The sequence below is a fragment of the Paenibacillus sp. Soil787 genome, from assembly GCF_001429545.1.
Lineage (GTDB): Bacteria > Bacillota > Bacilli > Paenibacillales > NBRC-103111 > Paenibacillus_E.
Genome location: NZ_LMSP01000003.1, coordinates 283,638 through 290,719, shown reverse-complemented (window position 1 = coordinate 290,719; position 7,082 = coordinate 283,638). Strand labels below are relative to the sequence as shown.

Genomic DNA, 7,082 nt, shown 5'->3' with positions numbered 1-7,082 from the left:
TGCCTCGCACTTCCTTTACACGTTCATTTATCCATTACTTAAAAATTTCGTGACAGCATGGGTGAACTCCTGTTTTCGTCGGACAGACTCCTAGCGCATAAAAATTGTGCGCAAGGTCGTCAGATTCGTCGCGACCGTACGCTAGCGCACAAAAATTGTGCGCAAGGTCGTCAGATCCGCCGCCACCGGGCGCTAGCGCACAAAAATTGAGAAGTCGGAAAAGTCCTTCTCTATCCTCAACCCAGACCTCGCACGCTGTAATTGGCAGCTGAGAGGTCTTTTTTTTGTTAGAATGCCCAATTTCCTTTACGGAAAATAGGTTCGATCGTGCCATCTGCATGTTCGCCGTCAATATCCATTTCGGCAGAGCCGATCATAAAGTCAACGTGAATCAGACTGTTGTTTAGGCCGGCTTTCTCTTGCTCCTCCTTGGACATCGAAGTTCCGCCCTCTATACATGTGGGGAAGGCTCTGCCGAGTGCCAAGTGATTTGAGGCGTTCTCATCATACAAGGTATTAATGAAGATTAGGTTGGAGTTTGAAATTGGTGATTCGTGCGGCACAAGTGCGATTTCACCCAGATAATGTGCTCCTTCATCCATTTCGATCATGGCTTTAAGAGACTCAAATCCTTGTTCAGCGGTGTAGTCAACAACACGTCCGTTATCGAAGGTGATCGTGAAATTGTTGATCAAATTACCTTGATAGCTGAGCGGTTTCGTGCTGCGCACTGTGCCCTGAGTACCCATTCGATGAGGAGAAATAAAGACTTCCTCTGTCGGGATATTCGGGTTGAAATCGAAGCCGCCAGTCTCGTTGGTGGCGGAACCGCCTCGCCAAATATGATTAGCAGGAAGCTCGACAGATAGTTCAGTGCCTGGGGCACGGTAATGAATCTTACGAAATTGTTTCTCGTTGAGCTGTTCTCTTTTGCTCCGTAGTGTCGCGTTGTGATCGACCCAAGTCTGGATTGGATTTTCTTGATCTACGCGTGTCGCTTGGAAAATGGCGTTCCATAGGGCGCTGATCGCGGCTTCCTCTTCCAAATTAGGAAACACTTTCTTCGCCCAAGCGGAAGAAGGCGCCGCGATAATCGACCATGACATCTTATAGGAGGACATGCTTTCTCTCCATTTCACTAATTTCGCGCCTGCAGCTTTGGAATTTGCGGAAATGCGAGCTGGATCGATATCCTTCAGCAATTCAGGATCATCGGCATCGATAAATAAATAGGCGCCGTTATTATCAGCTAGCCCATCCAGCGCTTGCGCTCTCCATGACGGATATTCATGAAACGCTTCATCTGGTGCGTAGGTATATTTAATTTGGGTGCAGATGTCATCTTGCCACTCAATATGTACGTGCTTGGCTCCCGCTTGATAAGCTTTCCGGGCAATGAGTCGAACGAATTCGGGATGATGAATGGGGGCGTTAATCCAAAGTGTTTGGCCGGATTGAATGTTCACAGCGACGTGGACGGTTAGCTCCGCATATTTATCAAGATTACTTTCAAAAGTCATAGGAAACCTCCTCTTTATTCTTGATCTTGCTAGCAGTTTATCCTGCCAAGAGTCAACTGTCAAATAAATTTTACCGTCTTTCTTTCATGAATGTACTTGGGTTCATGCCATACCATTTGCGGAATTGATTGGTGAAGTGATTATAGTTTTGAAAGCCCACATCATAACAAACCTCCGAAGCGCTCCTTCCGGTATGTTCTAGCATGAGCACGGCTTGCTGTATCCTCATCCGATTGAGCGTATCGATAATGGAATGCCCTGTGCTGGCTTTGAAAAGATGCGAAAGTCTCGAAGGGGAGAGCCCGACAGTCTGAGCCAAATCCTCAACCCGAATAGGTTGACGCATCTGTTGGGACAGCAGGTGAAGAACCTCCTCGATTCGCGCATCGACTTTTTTGTTGGTTTTCTGAGCCATGATAAGGAGGATTTCCCGTAAAGAGCTGCAGCACAGATCGAACCAATAATCACCGCGTTCTCGGGAATCTTCCAGTATGCGAGTGAAAGCTCGATGGATGCGTTCACGAATGGAGTCACTTTCGATGGTAAGGATAAGCAGCTCTTCTTCCGGCAGGAGATTGGTTTCTGTGAAGATGGAAGGGAAGTGTACCCAGGTGAAATGCCAAGCATGATCTTTTTTCGTACCGTAATGCTGCGGTGTTCCTGGCTTCAGGAGGGTGAGATCACCAGGTCTGCAGTTTCGTTCATTGCCTGAGTTGTTAAAGTAACCTTCGCCTTCAAGTGTGAAAGTAAGGAGCCAGTCGCTTCTTCCTTGGGGCCGCTTGGTTACATAGGTATCTTGCTCTAGAAATTGTCCGGCTAAGAAAGAATTATCATCGAATTTCATGATCGTATGCTCCTTTTCATCTTCTGCAGCAATTTACTACAAGTATATCAAGAAATAGCAGGATTGTATGATTAATTAGCATCATTCTTACTTCAATGTCTGTTGCCCTTTCGATATGATGATGTCATAAGGGAATGCAATCCTAATTTACCTCGTGGAGGGGACCAAGATGTCAAGGACAATGCTAAAGCTTTCAAATGAACAAAAACAGCATTTCGAATCAGAAGGCTATTTAATCGTAAAAGGATTGTTTTCTGAGCAAAATTTGGCTGAAATCGATGATACTTTTGAGGAGATTAGTCATCATACGGTACCAGGCTTATTTGAACCGGATTTACAAGCGGATGAGTCTGATCCGTTAAAAAGATACCCGCGAGTCATGCATCCGCACCGCTTTAATGAAACGGCAATGAACTATATGCTGCACCAGCCAGTTATGGATGTATTAGCAGATTTGTATGATGAAGAGGCGCTGGCCGCGCAAAGCATGTTTTATTACAAGCCGCCGGGTTCCCGCGGGCAAGCGCTTCACCAGGATAATTTCTATCTGCAGGTCGAACCGGGGAACTGCATAGCAGCGTGGACGGCCATTGATGCTGCAGATGACGAGAATGGCGGCTTACTTGTTGTGCCCAAAACGAATACATTCGAAATAGCTTGTCCGGATATCGCAGATGACAAAGAATCATTTACGACACACTACGTGAAGCCGCCGAAAGATGAAAAAGCCATGCCAGTCATCATGGAGCGAGGCGACGTTCTCTTTTTTAATGGGAATCTCATCCATGGCTCTTATCGAAATAAAACGAAAGACCGATTCCGTCGGGCGTTCATATGTCATTATGTGAACGAATCGGCAACCCATATCAGTAACCACTATCGACCACTGCATCGGCAAAATGGAGAAATCGTTGATTTAGAGGCCAACCCTAATGGAGGGCCTTGCGGCGAAGAATTCCAAGCGGTTTATCCTCACTAATCTTTCGTTTAGCCATAAGGGATCAGTCTAACATCCATGGATGTTGGCTGGTCCCTTATTGCATAGTATGGAATCATTTCAATTGTTTACACTAGAAAAGGGGGTGATGCATTCATGAGTTATAGTTGGATAATGGGTTTGCTGCTTCTTGCGCAGCAGAGTGATGTACCATTTCGAATAACGAATGACAATATGGGTCATAGCATAGCGAATGTGCAGCGGGAATCGTACACAATCAATCTTCTTGATGTACCGATCATTGATAATGAGCGATTAAATCAGCTTACGGACGTGATCGATAAGAATATGTATCGCAAACCGATTAATGCAACCATTAATGATGAGGGAAGCATCGTGAAGGAGATTGCAGGGTCAAGGCTGAATCGAAAAGCTTTTATTGAGCAATTCTATGAGAATTACTATCGAGAAGGTCCGATGAAATTTGAAGTGCCTCAGAAATCTGTTTATCCCAAAGTAGACAGCGAGCTGCTAGCGAATATACGTGTGCGTCCCATTGGTTATTATGTGACCTATTTTAACTCGAATAATAAATATCGGTATACGAATATCAAACTTGCGGCCAAAGCGATTAATAATTATGTCGTTCAACCGAATGAAACGTTCTCTTTCAACCGTGTTGTTGGCGTTCGGACGCGTGGAAAGGGGTATATGCCAGCAAAGATCATCGTAAGGGGAGAATTCTCTGAAGGGATTGGCGGAGGCATTTGCCAAATTTCTTCTACATTGTATAACGCGGTGGATCGCGCTGGTCTCAAAATTGTAGAAAGATATTCGCACAGCAGATCAGTCCCTTATGTTCCGCCAGGTAGGGATGCTACGGTGAATTGGGGAGGTCCTGACTTCAGCTTTAAGAACAACTACAATCAACCTATCTTAATTAGGGCTCAGGCTCTACCTGGCCGGGTCTTCGTCAGTATTTCGTCCTCTGATGTCATTAATTATAAGCCGCGGCATGTTCCGAGTGCATCCGATGATCTGCCAGAGGAAATTCAAGCGGGAACGAATGTAGGTCAGCCTGTGCCGTAAATGATAAGCTCCGTTCCAACGTGATTGTTGGTGTATGGGGCTTTTTGTTTGCCTAGGATCGAGTTATGGCGAATTTGAGGTCAATATATGCATATTTTACAAAATGAAAGCAAAAAATCACAAGATTTTCAGATCACCTTTCGCTAGAATAGAGGGCAGATCATTCAGCTTGAGAAGGGTGGAATTTAGCTTTATGAAAACATTTTTAGATGAGAATTTTATGCTTACGAACGATACTGCGATTCATCTATTCCACGAATTTGCCAAAGATCTGCCGATTATTGATTATCATTGCCATCTAAGTCCTAAGGAAATTTATGAAAATAAACAATTCAATAACATCACGGAAGCTTGGCTGTACGGCGACCATTATAAGTGGAGAATGATGCGTGCCAATGGTGTGGAGGAAGCGAAAGTTACTGGTGGAGCTAGCGATTACGATCGCTTTTTGGCTTGGGCTGGAACGGTACCTATGGCTGTTGGCAACCCGTTGTACCACTGGTCTCATATGGAGCTTCGAACCTATTTCGGTGTTTATGACATTATTAACGAGCAGAATGCGCCTGCCATCTGGGAAAAAGTGAATGCAAAGCTGGCAGAGGGCGGTTCCCGCGCCAGAGATCTCATTACGAATTCCAAAGTAACCGTCATTTGCACAACGGACGATCCGGTGGATTCGCTAGAATATCACATCAAAATTAAAGAGATCAAAGATTTTAACACACAAGTCCTGCCTTCATACCGTCCTGACAAAGCGCTTGAAATTAATCGCGCCACTTTCCTTCCATGGATCGGCCAATTGGAGCAATCCGCTGGCATCACGATTAGTTCCTACGATGACCTGCTGGCAGGATTAGAGAGCAGAGCGCAGTTTTTTGATTCGGTTGGTTGTAAGGTGTCTGACCATGCCTTGGATTATGTGCCATATGCTTCAGCAACCAAAGAAGAAGTGGATCAGATTTTTAAAACGGCTCTGGCTGGCAGCACGGTCAGTTTGGATGACGAGAAGAAATATAAAGCGTACACATTGCTGTTCTTAGGAGGCGTGTACAAAAAGCTGGATTGGGCGATGCAGTACCACATCAATGCTTCCCGCAATAATAACGGACGAGCTTTCGCGGAGCTGGGTCCGGACACAGGGTTTGACTCTGTTAATGATAGCCCGGTAGCAAGCGCTTTAACAGGTTTGTTATCCTCTCTTGCTGTTGCTGATTCGCTGCCTAGAACGATACTGTACTCCTTAAATGCACGAGATAATGAAATTCTCGCTTCCCTCATGGGCAGCTTCCAAGGAGATGGTATTCCTGGAAAAATTCAACTAGGATCCGCTTGGTGGTTCAACGATACCAAAGATGGTATGGTTTCGCAGATGAAATCGTTGGCGAATTTTGGTCTTCTTGGCCGATTCGTAGGCATGTTGACCGATTCCAGAAGCTTCTTGTCTTACACAAGACACGATTATTTCCGTAGAATCCTTTGTAATATGCTAGGCGAATGGGTTGAAGCGGGAGAATTCCCGAACGACGAACCGCTGCTGAAACAGCTGGTTCAAGGGATTTCTTATAATAATGCTAAGCAATATTTCGGGTTTTAAAATAGAAACCTTCATGCGGGGAGTTCCTGTGTGAAGGTTTTTTGTTTTGGGTTTGGGGTAAGCAAAGCTTACCCCTTAATTGTTCGGACGCTCCTGAATAAGCGCGTTTTCCGAGCTTATTTGTTGTGGGGGAGACCATGTTGGCTGCAGAGAGGTATATAGCTAGCGCATCAATTTGCGGCATTCCAGCGGTGTCTGTGCGGTCACTTGTTTGAACACGCGGCCGAAGTGAGCGACGCTGTCGAAGCCGGATTGCTCAGCGATGTGGATGACTTTCAACTTCGTTTCCCTTAGCAGCCGCTGGGCCTCGCGGATTCGAACGTTGTTCAAGTATTCGATGAACGAAAAGCCGGTCGTTTCTTTGAATGAACGGCAAAAGTAGCTTGGACTGATATAAAAGCTTTCGGAGATCGAAGCTAACGTCAAACGGTTTCTATACTGTTCGTTGATATAAGCGACGATTTCGAATATTTTGGGATTGTGTGCCTGCGGGAGTTCTTCAGCAGAGCTTAACTTATCCGTTAGCCGCGAGCAGAAGATGAGCAGCTGCGTGAGCAGAGCTTTGCTGTTCAGCCGCCAGCCGCCAAGGGTCTGTTGCTTTTCGCGCAATAAGCTGAATAGAAGGTTCTCGACAAGAGTACGATTCGCACCTGTTAGGGAAAAGATATGCTGTTTCTGCTGAAAAGGAACAAGTAAATGTGTCGATGCGTCCTCATCGATAGAGCGTATCCACCTATCATCAAAGCTAAGTAGAATGCGCTCGTGATGAAGGGCATCCGCATTTCGTGTTTTATGAAGCTCATTTTTATCGATAAAGACGAGGTCGCCCTCTTGAATCAGATAGGAACGGTCCTGTATGAAATAGTAGCGTTTTCCGCTGAGTAAATAATAAATTTCATAGTGATCATGAAAATGATTCACTGTCATAGAGTAGGGGCGATCTCTGCGCAATCTTTCAATTTCGTAGAGTAGCAAGTGGACACCTCTTCATTCGGCCTTTTATTGCTCATTATATAGCAAAATATGCAAGGAACGAAAGTCATTAAGCAATATTTGATTAGAAACGCAACAAATATTGTATTAATCTTGAGATAGGAC

6 protein-coding genes are annotated in these 7,082 nt (G+C 45.2%); 3 read left to right on the top strand and 3 right to left on the bottom strand.

The genetic code is table 11. The annotated features are described in order from the left end of the window. Positions 1 to 287 precede the first annotated feature (287 nt). Complete coding sequence (locus tag ASG93_RS07280; protein WP_056830334.1) at positions 288 to 1,520, bottom strand: aminopeptidase; 1,233 nt, start codon at positions 1,518 to 1,520, stop codon at positions 288 to 290. Positions 1,521 to 1,590: 70 nt separating this feature from the next. Next, positions 1,591 to 2,364: a helix-turn-helix domain-containing protein gene (locus tag ASG93_RS07275; RefSeq protein ID WP_056830332.1), complete on the bottom strand. Its 774-nt coding sequence runs from the start codon at positions 2,362 to 2,364 to the stop codon at positions 1,591 to 1,593. Positions 2,365 to 2,533: 169 nt separating this feature from the next. Between ASG93_RS07275 and ASG93_RS07270 the strand changes: the two genes are divergently transcribed. The 3 genes from ASG93_RS07270 to uxaC all read left to right on the top strand — a co-directional run bounded on the left by ASG93_RS07270 (position 2,534) and on the right by uxaC (position 5,984). Beyond that, on the top strand, positions 2,534 to 3,343 hold the full coding sequence (locus ASG93_RS07270; protein WP_056830330.1) for a phytanoyl-CoA dioxygenase family protein: 810 nt from the start codon (positions 2,534 to 2,536) through the stop codon (positions 3,341 to 3,343). Between the two features lie 114 nt (positions 3,344 to 3,457). Then, entirely contained in the window at positions 3,458 to 4,390 is a 933-nt protein-coding gene (locus ASG93_RS07265) for a VanW family protein (RefSeq protein WP_056830328.1), read from the top strand. A 193-nt stretch (positions 4,391 to 4,583) separates the two neighbouring features. Continuing rightward, a complete protein-coding gene (uxaC, locus tag ASG93_RS07260) occupies positions 4,584 to 5,984 on the top strand; it encodes a glucuronate isomerase (protein ID WP_056830327.1) in 1,401 nt (466 codons plus the stop codon). A gap of 162 nt (positions 5,985 to 6,146) precedes the next feature. Here uxaC and ASG93_RS07255 read toward each other — a convergent pair whose 3' ends face one another. Next, a complete protein-coding gene (locus ASG93_RS07255; RefSeq protein ID WP_063891792.1) occupies positions 6,147 to 6,959 on the bottom strand; it encodes a helix-turn-helix transcriptional regulator in 813 nt (270 codons plus the stop codon). Between the last annotated feature and the right edge of the window lie 123 nt (positions 6,960 to 7,082).

Bases quoted from the DNA above. Each gene is read 5' to 3' on its own strand.
- ASG93_RS07265 (WP_056830328.1), top strand. From the start codon at position 3,458: ATGAGTTATAGTTGGATAATGGGTTTGCTGCTTCTTGCGCAGCAGAGT.
- ASG93_RS07270 (WP_056830330.1), top strand. From the start codon at position 2,534: ATGTCAAGGACAATGCTAAAGCTTTCAAATGAACAAAAACAGCATTTC.
- uxaC (WP_056830327.1), top strand. From the start codon at position 4,584: ATGAAAACATTTTTAGATGAGAATTTTATGCTTACGAACGATACTGCG.
- ASG93_RS07280 (WP_056830334.1), bottom strand. From the start codon at position 1,520: ATGACTTTTGAAAGTAATCTTGATAAATATGCGGAGCTAACCGTCCAC.
- ASG93_RS07275 (WP_056830332.1), bottom strand. From the start codon at position 2,364: ATGAAATTCGATGATAATTCTTTCTTAGCCGGACAATTTCTAGAGCAA.